The organism is Streptomyces sp. NBC_00454 (genome assembly GCF_041434015.1).
Classification (GTDB): Bacteria; Actinomycetota; Actinomycetes; order Streptomycetales; family Streptomycetaceae; genus Streptomyces.
Window position 1 is genome coordinate 1,196,722 of record NZ_CP107907.1, and the last position, 17,853, is coordinate 1,214,574.

Here is a 17,853-nt window from a genome sequence, read left to right on the forward strand (position 1 = left end):
GGCCGGCCTCAGGATCCGACGGGGCCGGGGACCGGGCTCGGGCTCGGGCTCGGGGTGGTCGAACGGCGGAACATGCGGGTCGCCGTGATCTCGCCGTGGATCGTCTCCTCGTCGGGGGACTGCTGGGGCAGCCCCGGGCGCAGGTGTTCCTCGACGCTGATGTACTTCAGCCCTGCCCGCAGGTCGGCGTCGTTGCGCAACCGGATGACCAGCGGGAACTCGGCGAGGGCCGTGGTGTCGAACAGGCCCGTCGTGTACAGCAGCTGGACCCCGAGCGCGTCGGAGACGGCCCGCTGGAGCTCCAGCAGGTACGTGGCGTTCGCGCGCCCGATCGGGTTGTCGAGGAACAGCGTGCCCGCGTGCCGGTGCTTGTCCCGGCCCCGGTCGTTGCTGCGCAGCGCGGCCATCGTGCAGTAGAGCGCGATCGCGGCGGTGAGCAGCTGGCCTCCGGAGAACACGTCGCCCATCTGGCCGACCGGGACCCGCTCGGCGCGCAGGACCGCGTCCGGCTTGAGGATCTCCACCGAGATGCCCTTGGGCTCCAGGGCCGCCTGGACCCCGTGCAGCAGCAGCGACATGCCGTCGCGGCGGCCTTCGCCGAAGGAGGCGGTGCTGTTCTTCTTCACGGCCGCGCGGGTGGCCTCGTCGATGACCTCGCCGAGCCGCTCGGTGAGGGTGGCCTGGTCGGGCTCCTCGAAGCGGATGCGCACGAACTCCTGGCCCGACCACTCCCCCAGGCCCTCGGGGAGCTGGGAGAGCCGCTGGGCGGAGCGCAGGGTGGCCAGGGCGGACTCCACCAGTCCGCGCAGCCGGTCCACGATGCTGTCGCGGTTGCGCTCCAGCTGCGCCAGCTCGTCGGTGAGGACGCGCAGCCTGGGGGCGAAGGCGACGGCCCAGGCCGCCGCGTGCTCGGGCAGGGCGGAGGCGGGCAGTTCGCGGATCTGCTGGCGCGCGGGGGTGCGTACCTGCTCGTAGCGGTTGGCGTTGGCGTGGCGGACCAGGATGTCGCTGGCCTCGCGGACGGCGGCCTCGGCCGCCGACAGGTCGGCGGCGCAGCCCCGTAGCGAGCGGCGGGCCTCCGTGGCCGACTGGCGGGCCTCCTCCAGGGTTCCGGGGTGGGACACCGGCTCCTGCTCGTCCTCCTGGTGGGCGTGGTCGCGCAGCAGGTCCCGGAGCATGGCGGCGGTCTCGTCGAAGCCGCCCGCGCCGTCCTCGGCCGTGCGGTGGGCGCGCAGCAGGTCGGCGTGGGCCGACCGCGCGGAATCCAGGGCGGAGCTGTGGGCGCCGAGTTGGGCGGTGGCGGTGCGCAGCAGCGCCTGGGCCTGCTCGACGTCGTCGGGGACCAGCTCCTCGGGCAGTTCGGTGTGTGCCCCGCCCTCGGCGGGGGCGTGCCGTTCGGCCTCGCCGCGCAGTCGGCCGAGGTGCTCGCTCGCGGTGGACGCGCGGGTCTCCAGCATCTGCACGAGGGCCTCGGCGCGGGCGGCGGCGGCCTGCCGGGAGGGTCCGTCGGCGCCGTCGGTGCCTTCGAGGAGCTGTGCGGCGCGGGTGCGGACCTTGTTGGTGAGGCGGTCGAGCTCGGCGAGGGCGGCGCTCTCGTCGCTCTCGGCGCGGGCCTGTTCGGCGCGCAGGTCGGCGCCGACGCCCACCTTCTCGTAGAGCCGGGAGGCGGCGCGGTAGGCCTCGCGGAGGTCGGGGAGCGGGGCCTTGGCCGTGCCGTCGTCGGCGGGCAGCGGGTCCGGTGCGCCGGCGACCTCGGCGCGTTCGCCGCGCAGGGCGCGGGCGGTGCGGCGGGCGTCGTCGGCGGCGCGCTGGGCGGCGCGGCGGTCCTCGTCGGCGGCGCGGGCCCGGTCGAGGAAGACCTCGGCGCGGGCTTCGGACTCGGCGGTGTCCTCGGCGAGTTCGCGCAGCCTGCTCTGCCAGCCGGCGCGCTCGCGCAGCCGGTAGGCGAGTCCGGCGAGGGCGTCCGCGACGCGGCGGGCTCGCTGGGCGGTGTCCTGGCGCTCGTCGCGGATGCGGACGGCGTCGGCGGAGACCTCGTCCGCTTCGGCGCGGACGGTACGGGCCTGCGTGAGCTCGGCCTCGGCCTCTTCGGCGAAGGTGCGGGCGGCGGCGGCCTGCTGCGCGAGCTCGGCGAGCCGGCCGGGCGGGCAGCCGGTGCGCCAGGAGCGCAGCCGGGCGGCGAGTTCGCGGTCGCCGGAGAGGCGGGCGGCCAGTTCCCGGATCTCCGTGTCGCGGGCGGTGGCGCGGGTGCGCAGCGCCTGGCGCTCCTCGTCGGCGGCCTGTTCGTCGTGCATCGCCGGGTTCGGCGGGACGATGAAGATCCCGGAGACGTCGGTGTCTGCGTCGCCGTCCACCCGCGCCACGGGGGCCAGCAGCGCGGCGGCGGTGCCGACGGCGACGGTGGAGCGGGGCAGCAGGGCCGCGCCGGAGAGGACCTCGCGGGCGCGGGCGTGGGTGTCGGGGTCGGTGATGACGACGCCGTCGACGAGTTCGGGGCGGGCGGCGAGGACGGCGGCGTGGGCGGCGGGGTCCACGGACTGCGCGAGGTAGCGCCAGCCGGGGAGGGCCGGGATGCCGTGCTCGCCGAGGTACTCGACGGTGGCCAGGACGTCGGGGCCGGGCGGCAGCAGGCCGCCGTCGCCGAGGGCTCCGAGGATCCGGGAGTCGTCGGCGGCGGCGGTGCGCAGCTCGAAGAGCTGGCGTTCGGCCGAGCCGACGGTGTCGGCCAGCATCCGGGCCAGTTCGTCGGAGCCCCGGTCGAGGTCGGCGACGGTGAGCCCGCCGGGGGCTCCGGCGGCAGCGGACGCGCCCGCGGGACCGGCCGAGCCGGACCGGCCGGCGGAGGGGGCGGGGCCCGGTGCACGAAGGCCCGTACCCGCGTCGGCCCCGGGGACCGAGCCGTCGGTGGCATCGGTGGCGTCGGAGGCAGAGGGCAGGCCGAGCAGGGCGGCCAGGCGGGGTGACGCCGCCAGGGAGGCGGCGGCGCGTTCCTCGGCTTCGTGGGCGGCTTCGGCCGCGTCGGCGGCGTCCGCCGCGCGGGCGGCGGTGAGTTCGGCGCGGGATTCAGCACCGGTGGCCTCGCGGGCGGCTTCGGAGGCGCTGCGGGCGGCCTCGCGGGACTCCTCCCAGGCGGCCACGGCCGTCTTCTCCGCGTCGGCGGCGGCCAGCGCGGCGCGCGCCGGGTCGGCGTCGGGGGCGGAGTCGTCGAGCCAGCCGGCCCGGACGGCCTCGTCGGTCTCCTGCTGGACCTCGGCGAGGCGGGCGCGCAGGTGCTCGGCCTCGCTGCGGGTCCGCTGGGCGGCCGTGGCGGCGGCGGTGGCGTCGCGGTGGGCGGCCTCGCCGGTGGCCTGGAGGACGGCGGAGCGCTCCTCCTCCTCGTTGGCGGCCCGTTCGCCCTGCTCCGCGGCGGTGTGCAGGGCCCGTACGAGCTCTCCCGCGGCGGTGGCGCGGGCGGCCAGGGCGGGGGCGGCGTCCCTCTCGGCCTCCAGGATCGCGGCGGCGACCCGGGCGGAGCCGTCGGCGGCGGCGCGGTGGCGCAGGACGATCTCGGCGGCCTGCCAGGCGGAGTGCAGGGTGCGGGCTTCGAGGAGCTCGCGGCGCTGCGCGGCGGCGGCCTTGTCCGCGACGGTCAGGGCCAGCGAGGCGTGCCGGTAGGCGAGTTCGGCGGAGACGGCGGCGCTGCGGGTGCGCGCGGACTCGGCGGCGGTGACCTCGTGGGCGGCGCCGGTGACCCGCTGCGCGAGGTCGGCGGCGAGGCCGCGTTCCTCGGTGGCGCGGGCGGACAGCCGCCGGGCGAGGGAGCGGGTGCGGCGTTCGGCGCCCGCGTGGACGTCGCGCAGCCGGGAGCGGGTCCCGGCGGCCTCGACGATCCGGGTGAGGAGGTCCACGGAGCCGGCGGTGAACTCCCGTTCGGCCATCAGCTCGGCGCGGCGGCCGAGCTTGTTGCCGAAGCCGTGGACGAGGTCGGCGAGGCCGTCGGTGTCCCGGGTGTCGGTGACGGCGCGCAGCAGGAGGTCGGTGAAGTCGGAGTCCTTCTTCACCGCGAAGAGGCCGGCGGCCTCGCCCTCGTCGGCGTTCATCTCGCGCTGGTAGCGGAAGAGTTCGGGGTCGAGGCCGACCTCGGTGAGGTGCTCGTTCCAGCGGTCGTGGATCTCCTCGAAGTACACCTCGAGGTGCGGGTAGGCCTTGCCGGCTTCGGTGAGGGCGTCGCGGAAGCCCTTCATGGTGCGGCGCCGCCCCCGGGCGCCGGAGACGCCTTCGACGGGCGGGCGCACCGAAGTGGCCTCGGCCACCGGGAGGTTGTCCAGGCTGAGTCCGGGGCCGGGGCGGAAGGAGTACCAGGCCTCGGCGAACTTGCGGGGGTCGTTGGAGACCTGGCGTCCGCGCCATTCGCTGACCTTGCCGACGACCACGCATTCGCCGGTCTGGGTGTGCTGCCACTCCAGCGCCACGTGGCCGCAGTCGTCGGCGAGCAGGAACTTGCGCAGCACGCCGGAGCTGGCGCCGCCCAGGGTGTTGCGGTGGCCGGGCAGCATCACCGAGAAGATCAGCTTGAGCAGGACGGACTTGCCGCCGCCGTTCTCCAGGAACAGCACGCCGGCCGGTGCGGGGCGGCGTGGCGGGCCGGTGGGCTCGTCCTCGAAGAACTCCGCCTGCGCGGGCGCCGGGTGGGGCACCGGCTCGCCGACTCCGCGCAGGTCGAGCACGGTGTCGGCGTAGCGCGCGCCCGCGGGCCCGATGGAGTAGAGGCGGATCCGGGACAGCTCGTACATGGCGGCGGGTTCTCGCGGTCTCTCGTGGTTCGTACGGGGATCAGTGACTCGGCGGGTCGACGGCCGGCGGCTCGGCGGCTCCGCGGCGGGGAGCCGGCGGCTCAGGCGTGGAAGGGCAGCCCGGCGTCGGCTGCGAGCTCCAGGTCGTCGCCCTCGGGCGGCGGCAGCAGGCTGGCGCTGCCGTCGCTGACGGGGACCACGCCCAGCTCCAGCAGCTCGGCCATGGCGGCGCTGCCCGCCATGTCGCGGACCTGGAGCTGGTAGCGGGGGGTGGTGCGGTAGGTGCCTCCGGAGTCGTCCCCGGTGCGCTGGAGGAAGCCGGAGTCGGTGAGGAAGGCGGCGGCCTTGCCGACGATGCCGGTGGTGGAACCGGCCAGGCGGCGCGCGTCCTTGGTGGCTCCGGTCGCGCTGCGGCGGGCGTAGACCCGCCAGGCGGCCTCCAGGCCGGGGGTGTCGGAGGCCGGGTCGGTGTTCTCCCCGAGCTCCTCGGCGCGCTCCTCCAGGCGGCGGCAGGTCTGCCGGACGAAGGCGTCGACCCCGTTGACGGTGATCCGGCCGATGTAGCCGTCGTCGGCGAGGTCCTCGGGGCGGGGGAAGGCGAGCGCGGCGACGGCTAGGTGGGCGAGGCCGTGCAGGAAGCGGTCCGCGGAGTCGGCGGTGGCTCGGCGGGCGTAGTCGCCCATGCGGACGGCGAAGACGGAGTCCTCGCCGGCGGCGACGGCCATCCCGGCGCGCGGGGACACCTCCAGGACGACGAGTCCGAGGCCGGTGGCGACGGCGTCGGCGAGCCGGCCGAAGGCGGGGTCCTCGCGGTAGCGGCGCAGCAGCTCCGCGTACTCGGCGTCACGGGCGGGCAGCAGCTTGGGCTGGAGCCCGAAGGCGACGAGTCGCGCGGCGTCGGCGGCGTCGGCGGGGGTCACGGGGGTGACCCCGGGTCCCGGGGTCGGAGCCTGAACGGTGGCCGGTGCCGGGGCCGATGCCTCGGGTGCGTGCGCGTCGGGCTCGCTCCACGCGGGGTGCTGCTCGGCGTGGTGGTCGCTCACGGGTACGTCTCCTCGGCGGTGCGGGTGGTGGTGTGCGGTGCGGTGGCTCCGGCGGCGGGTGGGGCATCTCCCCCACCCCGCCCCTTCCCGAAAGCAGGGGCAAGCCCCCACACCCCCGGGCGGAGCCGGGAGGCCGGGGCCTGTGCCCCGGTGCCGGACACGGCCGGGCCGGGGGTACGGGCCGAGGCGGGCGGACGGGAGCGCAGCGCCCCGGGGCCGGCGCAGAAGGAGGCCGGTCCTGGCCCCCACGCGACAGCCGGGGCAGCCGCCCGGCCGACCGCCGCGGCCCCGCAGGCGGCGGCCGGGCGGCGCGGTGCGTCCGGGGTGGTGGCCCCGGGGCCCGTCCCGCGACCCGGCCAGGGCCAGGGCAGGGGCGGGGTCATGCCGCCTCCGTGCGGTCTGCCGTCATGGCGGCCGCGTCGAGCAGGGCGGTGCCGACGATGAGGTCGGCGCCGCCGAATTCGGGGTCTTCGAGTTCGGTGCCGTCGTCGACCGCGAAGAGCAGCCGCTCCTCGCCCTGGCGGTACGCGGTACCCACTGCCGGGCTGGCCGCGTGGACAGCCAGGAGGGCGACCAGGTAGGGCAGGTCCGGGTCGGAGCGGCGGGCCTCGGCCAGGAGGCCGGACAGGCGGCGCGGGGCGTCGTGCGGGAGTTCCAGGAGCGCCATCGCGGCGGCGAGCTGCTCCTCGCTGAAGCGGCTGTCGTCGGGGGTCGCGATCAGGTCCGGCTCCGGCATTTCCAGACCCAGGTGTTCCCGCTCCACCGGCGGGGTCAGCAGGATCTCCACCAGGTCGGCGACCCGGACCGAGACGGGGGTGCGCAGCCCGGCTCCCGCCGCGAAGAAGGCGTCGGTGACCCGGGAGGCCTGGGAGAGCGGCAGCGGCAGCAGGGGGGCCACGAGCTGCCCGTAGAGGTCGATGCCGGAGCGCGGCGCGGGGGCCGCGAAGGCCTGGCGGTCCTGTTCGGCGCGGAAGAGCGGGCCGGCGTCCAGCAGCCGGGACTGCAGCTGCGTGTGGCGGCGGATGCAGTCCTTGACGATGTCGACGAGCTCGGCCGCGCGGCGCTTGTTCTCCGGCTCTTCGGCCTCGTCGCGCGCCTTGCGGATGTTGGTGAGGATCGCGTTCTCGTGGCGGTAGCGGTCGGCGACGTGGTCGAGGGCCTCGGCGATCATGTCGGGGACGGTCACCAGCCAGTCCACGGCCCGCACGTTGCGCCGGGTCGCGTCGAGGGTGCGGCGCAGGGTCTCGGCGTACTGGACGGTCCGGTAGCGGGCCTGTTCGGCGGCGAGCTGGGCGTCGGCGAGCCGGCCCCGGCTGATGAGGACCTCCAGTTTGACCTCGGCGGCGATCTGCGCGCTGGTGACGTCCGTGTCGAGGGCGCCGACCAGGACGTTGACGGCTTCGTCCGTGGTCCGCAGGTACACCGCGCCGCCGTAGCCCGGGACTTCCTCGATCAGCTTGAAGTCGTAGTCCCGGCGGACGTACACCCCGTCCGGCCCGAAGGTGCCGTAGATCGCCCGGAAGCCGCGGTCGACGCTGCCGACGTTGATCAGGTTCTCCAGGACCCAGCGGGCCACCCGCTCGTGCTCGGCCGCCGGGCGGCCCGGCGCCTGGGCGGCGATGCGCGGAAGCAACCGGGCCACTATCTGGTCGTGGTCGGCTCCGGTGTCGAAGTCCATGTTGAGGGTGACCAGGTCGATCGCGGCGAGCGCGACCTCCGCCATCGCGTAGCCCCCGTACTCGCCGGCCAGATTGGCCTTGCGGACGTCGAGGTCGTGCAGCGGGGCGGTGCAGGCGAGCGCGCGCAGCCGCCGGGCCAGGCCCTCGTCGGCGGCCGGGCCGGGCGCCGGGGACGGAAGGGTCTTCGCCGGGGCAGGGAAAGTCACGGACAAAGACTAGGCGCTGACAGTGACAACATCCCAAACGGGATGGTTCGGCATCTTCGTCCCCGACGGAACCCGGCACACATGAACACGGCCCGCGCTGCTCTACCCTCACCGCATGGCTTCCATGATCACACCGGATCCGTCCGGCCCCGCCCCCGTGATCGACCTCAACGCCGATCTCGGCGAGGGCTTCGGCCGGTGGACGCTGACCGACGACGAGGCCCTGCTGTCGGTCGTCACCAGTGCCAACGTCGCCTGCGGGTTCCACGCGGGCGACCCGTCCATCATGCGCCGCGTCTGCGAACTGGCGGCCGCCCGCGGGGTGCGGATCGGCGCGCAGGTCTCGTACCGCGACCTGGCGGGCTTCGGGCGCCGCTCCATGGACGTGCCGGCCGGTGAGCTGGCCGACGAGGTGGCGTACCAGATCGGGGCGCTGGAGGTGTTCGCGAAGGCGGCCGGCTCCACGGTGTCGTACGTGAAACCGCACGGCGCGCTCTACAACCGGACCGTGCACGACGCCGCTCAGGCCGCCGCCGTCGTCTCGGGCGTACTGCTGGCGGCCGGGCGCGCGGGGCTGCCGGTGCTCGGGCTGCCCGGCTCGCTGCTGCTCGCCGCCGCCGAACGGGCCGGGCTGCCGGCCGTCCCGGAGGCCTTCGCCGACCGCGCCTACACCCCGGCGGGCACCCTCGTGCCGCGCGGCGAGCCGGGAGCCGTGGTGCACGACCCGGACGCGGTGGTCGCCCGCGCGGTCGCGATGGCCGCCGGGGGCTCGGTGGTGGCCGCCGGCGGATCCCGCATCCCGGTGGCCGCCCGCTCGCTCTGCCTGCACGGGGACACCCCCGGGGCGGCGGACCTGGCCCTGCGCGTCCGGGCGGCGCTCGGCGCGGCCGGGGTCCGGGTGGAGGCCTTCGCGTGACCGGTGCGGTGAGGGCCCTGCCCGTGGGCGCCGAGGCCCTGCTCCTGGAGGTGGACTCCGCCGAGGAGGTGGCCGCGCTCCACGCGGAACTGCTGCGCCGCCGGGACGCGGGCGAACTCGGCGGGCCGGGCGGCGTACGGGAGATCGTGCCCGCGGCCCGGACCGTCCTGCTCGACGGGGTGCGCGAGCCGCGCGCCCTGGCCGCCCGCATCGGCCGCTGGACGATCCCGCCGCTCGCACCGGCCGACGGCCCGCTGGTCACGGTCCGGGTGCGCTACGACGGGCCCGATCTGGCGGAGGTGGCCGCTCTGTGGGGGGTCGCCCCCGAGGAGGTCCCCGGCATCGTCGGCTCCGTCTCCTTCCGCGTCGCCTTCTGCGGCTTCGCCCCCGGCTTCGGGTACCTCACCGGCCTCCCGGCCCGCTTGCGGCTGCCCCGCCGCGCGACGCCCCGTACGGCCGTACCGGCGGGCTCGCTGGCGCTGGCGGGCGAGTACGCGGGGGTCTATCCCCGCTCCTCCCCCGGCGGCTGGCAGCTGATCGGCTCCACCGACGCGGTGCTGTGGGACCCGGCACGGGAACCGGCCGCCCTCCTCGCGCCAGGAGTACGGGTGCGGTTCACGGAGACCGGGGTGGCGGCATGAGGGCCTTCGAAGTGGTCCGGCCGGGCGCGCTGACGACCGTCCAGGACGGGGGCCGTCCCGGCTACGCGCACCTGGGCGTGCCCCGCTCGGGCGCCCTCGACTCGGCGGCCCACACCCTGGCCAACCGGCTCCTGGGCAACCCGCCGCGGGCCGCCGTGCTGGAGACGACCCTCGACGGCGTGGGCCTGCGCGCCCTGGCCGGCCCCCTGCTCGTCGCCGTGACCGGCGCCCCTTGTGCGGTACGGGTCTGCGGGCGGCCCGCACCCTGGGGAGCCCCGGTCCTGCTGCGCGCCGGGGCGGAGCTTTCCGTGGGCCGGGCGGAGTCGGGGGTGCGCAGCTACGTCGCGGTGCGGGGAGGGTTCGCCGTGGACCCGGTCCTGGGCAGTCGCTCGACGGACCTGCTGTCGGGCCTGGGCCCCCCGGTCCTGGCGGCGGGAGCCCTGCTGCCGGTGGGCCCGCCCGGCCCGGATCCGGTGGCCGGGGTGGACGCCCCCGCCACCCCGGGCCCGCCCGCGGAACTCGTCCTCCCGCTGCGCCTGGGCCCGAGGGCCGACTGGTTCGACGCCCGTTCGCTGACGGACGGCCTGCTGCGCGCCCCGTACCGCGTCTCCCCCGCTTCGAACCGCATCGGCCTGCGCACGGAGGCGGGGCCGCCGCTGCTGCGCGCCCGGTCCGGGGAACTCCCGAGCGAGGGCATGGTCCTGGGCGCGGTCCAGGTCCCCCCGGACGGCTATCCGGTGGTCTTCCTGGCCGACCATCCGGTGACGGGCGGCTACCCGGTCGTCGGTGTGGTCCCCCCGGGCCGCGCCCTGGACGCGGCGGCGCAGGCCGGGCCGGGACTGACGGTGCGCTTCGTCCGGTTGTAGGACTGTGCGAGGACCCGCCCGAGCCAGCGGAGGCGGGCCTCGCGGGCGTCCCGGCTGAGGGCCGCCTCCGGCGCGAGGGTGTCGAACCCGTGGAAGGCCCCGGGCCACACGTGCAGTTCGGCCTGGCCTCCGGCCTGCCAGATCGCGTTGGCGTAGGCCACGTCCTCGTCCCTGAACGTCTCCGCCGACCCGACGTCGATGTATGCCGGGGGCAGCCCGGACAGGTCCGTGGCGCGGGCGGGGGCCGCGTACGGCGGCAGGTCCTCGGCGCCGTACCGGTCACCCAGGGCCGCGCGCCACGCGGTGGCGTTGGAGGTCCGGTCCCAGGTGTCGACTCCGGCCATCTGGCGGCTGGAGAAGGTGTGGTCGCGGTCGTCGAGCATGGGGCACAGGAGCAGCTGTCCGATGGGCGCCGGCCCTCCGCGGTCGCGGGTGAGGAGCGCGAGCGCCGCCGCGAGTCCGCCGCCGGCGCTCTTGCCTCCGAGGAGGATCCGGTCCGCGTCCAGCCCCAGCCGGTCCGCGTGCCCGGCCGTCCACACGAGCCCGGCGTAGCAGTCCTCCAGCGGTCCCGGGTACTGGGTCCGCGGCGCCAGCCGGTAGGCGACGGAGACGACGGCCAGCCCCAGCGGCAGGGCCCATTCCCGGAGCAGCCGCGGAAGCACGGACCACGCGTTGCCCATGATCATTCCGCCGCCGTGCAGGTAGTAGAGCACCGGCAGCGGCCCGGTGGTCCCGGTGGGGCGTGCGCACACGAGGGTGACGTCCGGTCCGCCCGGCGGTCCCGGCGCCCGCAGCTCGTCCACCTCGAAGCGGCCGCCGTCGGCGAGTTCGCGGACGGTCGGCCGCGCCCGGACCGCGGCGTCCCGCTCCTGGCGGGCGGCGAGGTTGCCGGGGGTGAACGGCTCGCGCACCGCGTGCCCCGAGGCGGCGAGGGCCGCGCCCAGTTCGCGGTCGAAGGGCGGTGCGGTCACGACGTGCGGGGGCGGAGCAGGCTCACAATGACGAGGTGGTGGAAGGGCTCGATGGCCCGGAAGTAGAACCGCCCGGCGGTCCGTTCGAACCGGACCACCGTCGTGCAGACGCCCTCCGACCCCGACCCGTCGGCTTTGGGCCGCACTGCGAAGGAGGCCCGGAAGGCGAGGTGCTTGTCGTCGTCCCCGCACAGGACCTCGTCCTGCGTGACCGACAGGACGCGGAAGGGCCCGCGCTTGACGCCCGGTTCGATCCGGGTCTCGGCCGGCTTGCCCCGCTCCTGCACCTGGAGGCCGAACGGAGCGACCAGCCGGTCCCGCAGGGCCAGGAGCCGGCCGACCCAGGCGGGGCTTCCGGTGGAGACGAGCCGGACGAAGTCCGTGGCGCTCGTTCCGGGTGCCACGTCCACCGCCACCGCGTCCACGTGGTCGTAGGATCCGAGGCTCGCGACCGCGGCCCCCACCACCGGCGCAACCCGCCGGCGAACTGTTCCGCCCATCACGCAACCCCCTCTGGCCGTCCGCCCATTACCTCATACGAGGCCCTGGGCCCTTCAGGCCCCCCCAGGCCCGGTGCGGCGGGCCGGAGGCCCCTGAAGAGCGGACTGCGCCGCCGACCACGGCGACGACTACACCGCGGACTCCGGCGCGATCCGGTTGCGCACCGCCGACTGGACGTCCTCTTCCTCGGCCGGGTCCGTGGCCAGTCTCCGCAGCCGGGGCGCGACGCGGGCGTCGGCCGTCTCGGCGTGGTGGGCGGCCACCTCGCGCGTGGTCTCCTCGCAGTCCCAGAGGCATTCCACCGCGAAGCCCGATCCGAAGGTCGGGTCCGTGGCCGCCAGGGCCCGTGCGGCCCGGCCCCTCAGGTGCGACGAGGCCGTCTCCCGGTAGATGTGGCGCAGCACCGGGGCCGAGCAGGCGATCGCGAGCCGGCCGGCTCCGTCGACCAGGGCGAACAGGCGCACCGAGTCGGGGCCGGAGCCCCGCACGGTGGAGCGCAGTGCTCCGAGCACCGAGCCCGCGTCCTCGGCTCCGCCGCGGGCGGCCAGGAGGGCCGCAGCGGCCCCTCCGAGGGCGTCGGGGCGGTGGGCCCAGCGCCGGGCCCGTTCGAGGGCGGCGGGGCCGCACATGCGCTCGTAGGCGGCCACGGCGGGCTCGTCCCCGGCGGCTTCGATGAGGTCCAGGACGGCCGGGTTCTCCGGCTCGGCGAGGACCAGGTGGTGCAGCGCGGTGGCGCGGGCGGCCTCGCCGTTGGCGCCGGCGGCGGCCGCGAGGATCGCGGAGCGGTCCTCGGGGGTGGCCACGGCGGCGAGGCAGCGGGCGGCGGGGACGTGCAGCGGGGTGCCCCGGAGCAGGCCGTCGGCGGCCCAGTCGAAGACGGCTTGGACGCCCCAGCCGGGCTGGGGGCCGCGCGGGGTGAGCTGGCGCTGCCAGCGGTCGAAGGAGCCCTGCTGGCGGGCGGCGCGCAGGCGCTCGCCGTAGGCGGGGTCCTCCTCCCACAGGCACCAGGGCCTGGGTTCGTAGGCGTCGCGGACGGCGGCGGCGAGCCGCGCCTCACCCTCCGGGGTGGCGGGGAAGCGGGCGAGCACGGGGGCGGCGAGCGAGCGCAGCCCCTCGTCGTCGTCGCGCAGGGCGAGCTCGTCGAGGGCCCAGGCCCAGCCGGCGCCCGTGGCGGCGTAGCGGCGCAGCAGCATGAGCGCGTCGTCGCGGCCGTACGAGGCCAGGTGCCCGAGCACGGACAGGGCGAGGCCGGTGCGGCGCTCGTCCTCGTCGACGAGGTCGTCGACGCTGAAGAGGTGGTTCTCGATCTCGCCGAGGGGGCCGTCGAGATCCACGTACAGGCGGGCGTAGTACAAGGAGCGGTTCTCGACCTGCCAGTCCTGGCGGGGATCGCCGGCCACGCACTGGTTGAGCGCCGACAGGGCCTCGGCCCTGGGCGCGGCAAGTGCGTGCAGCGTTCCGTCGCCGCGCCCCCGCTGGAGGAGCCCGAGCAGGGTGCCGCTTGGCGCTATGACTGGTTCGAACATGGGAATGGCCTCAAATCAAGCTGGGGACGCAACCGGGAATCGGGATTCACAGGGCCGCGTAACAGCATGTGAGGACGTCCGCCGTCTTGTTCCGCTCGATGTAGACCATTGCCTTCTCACTCTCGTCGGTGCTTCGCGGCCAGGGCGGCGGTCCCCCGGCAGGTGTGGGTTCGGACACCCGTTGTGTCCTGCCCGCTCCTGCCCGTCCGTCCTGTCCGCGAATCGAATCCGACGTCATGATGACCCAGGCGGTTTGTGCGCCGCGACCACATTTAAGGCCGCCGTGACCAATCCGTGAGGTCTGGAACGGCCAACGGCCTCGCAAGGAACCGCCAAAAGCGGACTACTTGGCTCCGAAAAGTTCCAGCAGGTCAGCCTTTGCGAACATGCGGGCCGTGTCCACGGCGGAGGGCGTTCCGGCCTCCGGATCGGCCCCGCCGGCGAGGAGCGCGCGGATGACGGCTTCCTCACCCTTGAAGACGGCCCCGGCGAGCGGGGTCTGGCCGCGGTCGTTGGCGCGGTCGGCCTCGGCGCCGCGGGCCAGCAGGGCCGTGACGGCCTCGGCGTGGCCGTGGTACGCGGCGAGCATGACGAGGGTGTCGCCGCGGTCGTTGGTGAGGTTCGCCGGGACGCCCGCGTCCAGGTAGGCGGCGAGGGTCTCGGTCTCACCCTGACGGGCGAGGTCGAAGATCTTGGTGGCCAGCTCGATGACGTCCTCGTCGGGAACGTCCTGGGAGCTGTCCTCGACGTGCTCACTCATCGGTCGTACCGCCTTTCACGGGGTTACCCGGGGTTGCGCGGGCAGGGGTGCGTACGGCAGTGCCTCCGTACGGGTGAATCGCCAGCGTAGCGCCCGGACCTGCACATGAGCGGGCCGGGCCGAGGCAATGATCACCCCGCGAGCCTCTTGCCCCCTACGCTTCCGGCGCGCCAGCCGGGCTGGGCCGGTCAAGTGAAAAACCCGGGGATTCACCCGTATGCACCTTTTGTCGCATTGATACTTCCTGTGAGCCTGGAAGAACTGATGGTGACCGTCCCCACCCACCAGGAGAACCTCTCATGGTCCTGTCCATCTCAGGTGTCGTACTGCTCGGCATCATCGCCTTCCTGTTCTTCAAGAAGGACGGCATGAAGCTGACGCACGCGTTCGTCTGCGCGCTCTTCGGCTTCTTCCTCGCCGGCTCGGCCATCGCCCCCAGCATCACGGCGAGCACGGCGAGCCTCGCGAGCCTTCTCGGCGGGATCAAGCTCTAGCGCCCGGCACCCGGAACCCGTCCGAAGCATCCACAACTCCAGGAGACGCCCGTGGCCCGGCGCCCACTTCCCCGCATCCTCAGCAGCGGCACCGTGTCGCTGACCCGGGGCCGCGACTTCGCTCGCACGGCCGCCGACAGCGCCACGGACGTCCTCCATCCGCTCCTCACCATCGGACGCGGGCTGCGCATCCTGGCATCGGCCGGGCGGCGCAAATGGTGCGACACCCCCAAGGACAAGCGTGGTCCCGCGCTGTTCCTGGGAGCCGCCTGCGTCCTCGTGGTCGCGCTCGTCCCCTACGGACCGCTCACCGCCCTGATCACCCTCATGGCGGCGGCGGCCTGGCAGGGACGCGACCGCACCCCGGTGAAGACCGGGCCCAGCGATGCCGAGACCGAACGCCTCGGCTCCCTCTACGAAGCCCTCGTGCCGTACTTCTCCATCCCGGAGGACCCCAGTCCGCTCTTCGCCCACGGCGGGGAGTGGGACAAGGCCTTCAGCGGCTACGAGTTCGACGAGGCGGGCCGCGTCACCCGGCTCCACATCCGCTACCCGGCCTACTTCACCGATGGCGAGGCCGCGTCACGGGCCCGGATCGAGGCACTGCTGCACGCCAAGTCCGGGCGCGGACGGGAGTATCTCTTCGACTGGGACGAGGAGGGCAACCAGCTCGACCTGAGCGTGCTGGCGGCGCTGCCGACAGGCATCGCCGCCCAGCCCTTCGTGACCTCCCCCGGTGAGACCGTGCTCGGTTTCACCGATCCGGGCAGCGTGCAGCGCACCCTGCCCGTCCTGGAGGGCGACGAGCCCCGCGACATGCCGCCGGTCATCTGGCGCACCGGCTCCCGCTCCGCCGAACCCCACCTGCTGGCCGTCGGCCAGCCCGGCAGCGGCACGTCCACCCTGCTGCGCTCGGTTGCCCTGCAGGCCCTGCGGCACGGGGGCGACGTACTGATCGTGGAGGGCGGCGGCAGCGGCGAGTACTCCTGCCTCTCCGGGCGCTCCGGGGTCCTCGCCGTGGAGTGCGGGCCCAGTGGGGCGCTGTCCACCCTGGAGTGGGCCGCGCGCGAGACCGAGCGGCGCCTGATCGCCACCCACCGGGCCCGCGAAGCCGGCAGGCCCGCCCCCGAGGACACCCGCCGCCCGCTGTGGATCCTGCTCGACCGGCCCACCGTGCTGGCCCACCTGGCCACCGCCGAGGGCGCCCCCGACCCGCTCGCGCAGCTCCAGGTGCCGCTGCGGCACGGACGGGCCGCGCACGTCACCGTGGTGGTGGCCGAGCAGTTCGACCACCTCGAGCTGCTGCACGACTCCGTCTGGCAGCACACCAGGGCCCGAGTGGTGCTCGGGGCGGCCACCATCCAGCAGATCGCCGACGTGCTGGGGCTGCCCCCGCACACCACGCCCACGGCCGCCGTACCGCCGGGGCGCGGGTACGCCCGGCTCGGCGCCGGTCCCGTGCACCGGTTGCAGGTGCCCGCCACCCCGGACCCGTACGACGACGCCACCCACCCGGGACCCCGGCAGGCGGTACTGGAGCTGCTGCCCGAGCGGCAGGCGCAGCCCAAGCCCGTCCCGGACCACGTCACGCTGAGCAAGCCCCTGCACATCGTGCAGCCGCCGGCCCAGTCCCAGGGCCCGGCGATCGACGCCTCGGAGATCCCGGAGGTCCCGGCGGACGCCCCGTAGGCCGTCCCTTCCGGACCCCTGCCCCGGCCTAGGCGACGAAGGTGCGCGGCGGCTCCGCGCCGCCGCCGCCCGCGCCGGTGCCGACCAGCCGGGCCGCGGCCGCCAGCCGGGCCGCCGCCTCCTCGGCCACCGGGCCACCGACGGTGAACGGGAGCCGTACGTACCCCTCGAAGGCCCCGTCGACGCCGAACCGGGGCCCCGAGGGGACCCGTACCCCGACCCGCTCGCCCACCTCGGCCAGCCGGGAGCCGGACAGCCCGCCCGCGCGGGCCCACAGGGTCAGACCGCCCAGCGGCACCCGGAACTCCCAGTCCGGGAGCTCCCTGCGCACCGCCGCGACCAGCGCGTCCCGGTTCTCGCGGGCCTGGTTCCGGCGGATCGCCACCGCTTCGGCCCAGCCGCCGGTGCGCATCAGCCAGTCCACCGCGAGCTGCTCCAGCACGGGGGTGCCGAGGTCCGCGTAGGCGCGGGCCGCCACGAGGCTGCGGATGACGTCGGGGGCCGCGCGGACCCAGCCGATGCGCATGCCGGCCCAGAAGGCCTTGCTGGCGGAGCCGACGGTGATGACCGTGGAGCCGGACGGGTCGAAGGAGCAGACCGGGCGCGGCATCTCCATCGCCGGGTCGAACTGGAGCTCGATCATGGTCTCGTCGGCGACGAGCACGGTCCCGGCCGAGCGGGCCGCCTCCACCATCGCGCGGCGCTGCTCGTCGGAGGCGAGCGCCCCGGTGGGGTTGTGGAAGTCGGCGACCACGTAGGCGAGGCGGGGGGCGGAGTCGCGCAGGACCTGGCGCCAGACGTCCATGTCCCAGCCCGTCAGCCCCTCCCCCATCGCGACCGGCACGAGGCGCACCCCCGCGGCGCGCATGAGCTGGAGGATGTTGGCGTAGGAGGGGGATTCGACGGCGATCCGCTCGCCGCGGCCGGCGAAGAGGCTGCAGATGGCGTCGATGGCGCCCATCGCGCCCGTGGTGACCATGATCTGCTCGGGCATGGTCGGGATGCCGCGCTCGGTGTACCGGTCGGCGAGCATCCGGCGCAGGGCGGGCAGCCCGGCCGGGTAGTCCCCGTGGGTGTGGGCGTACGGCGGGAGTTCCTCCAGGGCGCCCTGGACGGCCTTGGTGAGCCAGGGCTCGGGGGCCGGGAGGGCGGCGCAGCCGAGGTCGATCATCGACCCGAGGGACTCGGGGGGCAGGGGCTCCAGGCCGCGCGCGGGCATGGGGTTGCCGGCGGGCACGGAGGTCCAGCTCCCGGCGCCCCGGCGGGACTCCAGGAACCCCTCGCTGCGCAGGGCCTCGTAGGCGGCGGCGACGGTGGTGCGGCTGACGGAGAGCGCGAGGGCGAGCTCCCGCTCGGCGGGGAGCCGGGCGGCGACGGGGACACGGCCCTCGAGGACGAGGAGGCGGATCCCGTCGGCGAGGCTGCGGTACGCGGGCGGCTTGCGCGCGCCGGGTACCGCGGCCCGGCCCTGCTGGGAGGTGATGAGCCGGCCGAGCTGTGCGGCACCTACCGCCGAGGTCCACTGCGCCATGGGATCCGGTCCACCTTCGTAAAATTGGCCTCTGCTGTCCCGCCAAGGGCCGGGATTGGCTTGATTCCGCAGGTCCAGAATGCCACGCGGCCCTCCCGCCCGGACCGGGAGGGCCCGCTGCGGGCTCCGTCCGGACCGGGCGGAGCGGCCAGGGAGTCGGTCCGCACCGGGTGGAACCACTACGGGGCCGGTCCGCACCTGCGGGTAGCCTCCGCCGGGTGGACCTCCGTGTACTCCGGGCTCGACGCGTGGGGGCTG

Annotated in this window: 14 protein-coding genes; 5 read left to right on the forward strand and 9 right to left on the reverse strand. The window is 75.5% G+C overall.

The annotated features are described in order from the left end of the window. Positions 1–8: 8 nt before the first annotated feature. The 4 genes from OHU74_RS05530 to OHU74_RS05545 form a co-directional block, all read right to left on the reverse strand. Positions 9–4,772: a hypothetical protein gene (locus OHU74_RS05530; protein WP_371614861.1), complete on the reverse strand. Its 4,764-nt coding sequence runs from the start codon at positions 4,770–4,772 to the stop codon at positions 9–11. 101 nt (positions 4,773–4,873) lie between these two features. After that, the gene (locus tag OHU74_RS05535) at positions 4,874–5,815 is read right to left on the reverse strand and encodes a hypothetical protein (RefSeq protein ID WP_371614862.1); all 942 of its coding nucleotides are present in this window, start codon (positions 5,813–5,815) and stop codon (positions 4,874–4,876) included. After that, on the reverse strand, positions 5,812–6,198 hold the full coding sequence (locus OHU74_RS05540) for a hypothetical protein (protein WP_371614863.1): 387 nt from the start codon (positions 6,196–6,198) through the stop codon (positions 5,812–5,814). The genes OHU74_RS05535 and OHU74_RS05540 overlap by 4 nt, the downstream gene beginning before the upstream one ends. Then, the gene (locus tag OHU74_RS05545; protein WP_371614864.1) at positions 6,195–7,700 is read right to left on the reverse strand and encodes a hypothetical protein; all 1,506 of its coding nucleotides are present in this window, start codon (positions 7,698–7,700) and stop codon (positions 6,195–6,197) included. Before OHU74_RS05545 ends, OHU74_RS05540 begins: the two co-directional genes overlap by 4 nt. A 115-nt stretch (positions 7,701–7,815) precedes the next feature. Between OHU74_RS05545 and OHU74_RS05550 the strand changes: the two genes are divergently transcribed. From OHU74_RS05550 to OHU74_RS05560, 3 genes are read left to right on the forward strand one after another with little or no spacing between them, the layout of a single operon-like run. Next, a complete protein-coding gene (locus OHU74_RS05550) occupies positions 7,816–8,616 on the forward strand; it encodes a LamB/YcsF family protein (RefSeq protein WP_371614865.1) in 801 nt (266 codons plus the stop codon). A gap of 8 nt (positions 8,617–8,624) precedes the next feature. Then, positions 8,625–9,257 carry an allophanate hydrolase subunit 1 gene (locus OHU74_RS05555; RefSeq protein WP_371619576.1) on the forward strand — a complete coding sequence of 211 codons (633 nt, stop codon included), beginning with the start codon at positions 8,625–8,627 and terminating at the stop codon, positions 9,255–9,257. After that, the gene (locus tag OHU74_RS05560; protein ID WP_371614866.1) at positions 9,254–10,123 is read left to right on the forward strand and encodes a biotin-dependent carboxyltransferase family protein; all 870 of its coding nucleotides are present in this window, start codon (positions 9,254–9,256) and stop codon (positions 10,121–10,123) included. The genes OHU74_RS05555 and OHU74_RS05560 overlap by 4 nt, the downstream gene beginning before the upstream one ends. Here OHU74_RS05560 and OHU74_RS05565 read toward each other — a convergent pair. The 4 genes from OHU74_RS05565 to OHU74_RS05580 all read right to left on the reverse strand — a co-directional run bounded on the left by OHU74_RS05565 (position 10,030) and on the right by OHU74_RS05580 (position 13,881). Next, positions 10,030–11,094, reverse strand: a complete 1,065-nt coding sequence (locus OHU74_RS05565; RefSeq protein WP_371614867.1) for an alpha/beta hydrolase — start codon at positions 11,092–11,094, stop codon at positions 10,030–10,032. The genes OHU74_RS05560 and OHU74_RS05565 overlap by 94 nt on opposite strands. Beyond that, positions 11,091–11,594: a DUF2867 domain-containing protein gene (locus OHU74_RS05570; protein ID WP_371614868.1), complete on the reverse strand. Its 504-nt coding sequence runs from the start codon at positions 11,592–11,594 to the stop codon at positions 11,091–11,093. The genes OHU74_RS05565 and OHU74_RS05570 overlap by 4 nt, the downstream gene beginning before the upstream one ends. A gap of 129 nt (positions 11,595–11,723) precedes the next feature. Next, positions 11,724–13,121, reverse strand: a complete 1,398-nt coding sequence (locus OHU74_RS05575; protein ID WP_371614869.1) for a HEAT repeat domain-containing protein — start codon at positions 13,119–13,121, stop codon at positions 11,724–11,726. Between the two features lie 343 nt (positions 13,122–13,464). After that, positions 13,465–13,881, reverse strand: a complete 417-nt coding sequence (locus OHU74_RS05580) for an ankyrin repeat domain-containing protein (protein ID WP_371614870.1) — start codon at positions 13,879–13,881, stop codon at positions 13,465–13,467. A gap of 299 nt (positions 13,882–14,180) precedes the next feature. On the opposite strand from OHU74_RS05580, the gene OHU74_RS05585 reads away from it, so the two are divergent. Both OHU74_RS05585 and OHU74_RS05590 read left to right on the forward strand, forming a co-directional pair. Then, the gene (locus OHU74_RS05585; protein WP_125646070.1) at positions 14,181–14,375 is read left to right on the forward strand and encodes a hypothetical protein; all 195 of its coding nucleotides are present in this window, start codon (positions 14,181–14,183) and stop codon (positions 14,373–14,375) included. Positions 14,376–14,426: 51 nt separating this feature from the next. Further along, the gene (locus tag OHU74_RS05590; protein WP_371614871.1) at positions 14,427–16,064 is read left to right on the forward strand and encodes a hypothetical protein; all 1,638 of its coding nucleotides are present in this window, start codon (positions 14,427–14,429) and stop codon (positions 16,062–16,064) included. Between the two features lie 28 nt (positions 16,065–16,092). On the opposite strand, the gene OHU74_RS05595 is transcribed toward OHU74_RS05590, so the two are convergent. After that, a complete protein-coding gene (locus OHU74_RS05595) occupies positions 16,093–17,595 on the reverse strand; it encodes a PLP-dependent aminotransferase family protein (protein WP_371614872.1) in 1,503 nt (500 codons plus the stop codon). Positions 17,596–17,853 lie beyond the last annotated feature (258 nt).

Bases quoted from the DNA above. Each gene is read 5' to 3' on its own strand.
- OHU74_RS05570 (WP_371614868.1), bottom strand. From the start codon at position 11,594: ATGGGCGGAACAGTTCGCCGGCGGGTTGCGCCGGTGGTGGGGGCCGCG.
- OHU74_RS05530 (WP_371614861.1), bottom strand. From the start codon at position 4,772: ATGTACGAGCTGTCCCGGATCCGCCTCTACTCCATCGGGCCCGCGGGC.
- OHU74_RS05595 (WP_371614872.1), bottom strand. From the start codon at position 17,595: ATGGCGCAGTGGACCTCGGCGGTAGGTGCCGCACAGCTCGGCCGGCTC.
- OHU74_RS05550 (WP_371614865.1), top strand. From the start codon at position 7,816: ATGGCTTCCATGATCACACCGGATCCGTCCGGCCCCGCCCCCGTGATC.
- OHU74_RS05560 (WP_371614866.1), top strand. From the start codon at position 9,254: ATGAGGGCCTTCGAAGTGGTCCGGCCGGGCGCGCTGACGACCGTCCAG.
- OHU74_RS05575 (WP_371614869.1), bottom strand. From the start codon at position 13,121: ATGTTCGAACCAGTCATAGCGCCAAGCGGCACCCTGCTCGGGCTCCTC.
- OHU74_RS05585 (WP_125646070.1), top strand. From the start codon at position 14,181: ATGGTCCTGTCCATCTCAGGTGTCGTACTGCTCGGCATCATCGCCTTC.
- OHU74_RS05580 (WP_371614870.1), bottom strand. From the start codon at position 13,881: ATGAGTGAGCACGTCGAGGACAGCTCCCAGGACGTTCCCGACGAGGAC.
- OHU74_RS05540 (WP_371614863.1), bottom strand. From the start codon at position 6,198: ATGACCCCGCCCCTGCCCTGGCCCTGGCCGGGTCGCGGGACGGGCCCC.